General features: G+C 64.2%; 1 protein-coding gene. It reads left to right on the forward strand.

Translation table 11 applies throughout. The features are described from left to right. Positions 1 to 8: 8 nt before the first annotated feature. Positions 9 to 740, forward strand: a protein-coding gene (locus IEV75_RS13820) for an IS5 family transposase (RefSeq protein ID WP_373290540.1) whose coding sequence is annotated in 2 segments (ribosomal slippage) — positions 9 to 339 and positions 339 to 740 — 733 coding nt annotated over the 2 segments. Because the reading frame shifts where the segments join, the coding sequence is not laid out codon by codon here. This gene is flagged as partial in the annotation.

A 740-nucleotide genomic window follows, 5' to 3' on the forward strand; every position in this document is an offset into this window, starting at 1 on the left:
TATGGATCATGGGCCGTCGCCGCTACGAGTTGACCGATTTCGAGTGGTGGATCATCGAACCCTTGCTGCCGAACAAGCCGCGCGGTGTGCCGCGTGTGGACGATCGCAAGGTGCTCAACGGGATTTACTGGCGCTTGCGCACCGGGTCGCCCTGGGCGGAAATCCCGGAGCGCTACGGTCCGGCGACGACCTGCTACAACCGCTTCGTCCGGTGGCGCAAGCTGGGCGTCTGGGATCGGATATTCGACGCGATCACAGCGGCTTACGACGGCGACATCCAGATGATCGACAGCTCGTCGATCCGCGTTCACCAGCACGGGGCGAACGCAAAAAAGGGGGCGCGGACGCCGCCGCCGGAGACACTCCTGACCCCCGATGCATGGGGCGCTCGCGGGGCGGGCTGACGACGAAAATCCATGCCCTCGTGGACGCCAACGGCCTGCCCGTCGCACTCAAGCTCACGCCCGGCCAGGCCCATGACGGACGCAGCGCCACCGATATGCTCGGCGGGATCGGCGAAGGCCAGATCCTGCTGGCCGACCGGGCCTATGACAGCGACGCCCTGCGCGACAGCCTAAAATCGCGTGGTGCATGGGGTTGCATCAAACCGGTCTCACGTCGCAAGAACCCGCCCAGCTTCAGCCCCTTCCTCTATCGCTACCGCAATCTCGTCGAACGCTTCTTCAGCAAGATCAAACACTTCCGGGCCATCGCAACGCGCTACGAAAAACACGCCGATA

It is taken from the genome of Glycocaulis albus, from assembly GCF_014639075.1.
Lineage (GTDB): Bacteria > Pseudomonadota > Alphaproteobacteria > Caulobacterales > Maricaulaceae > Glycocaulis > Glycocaulis albus.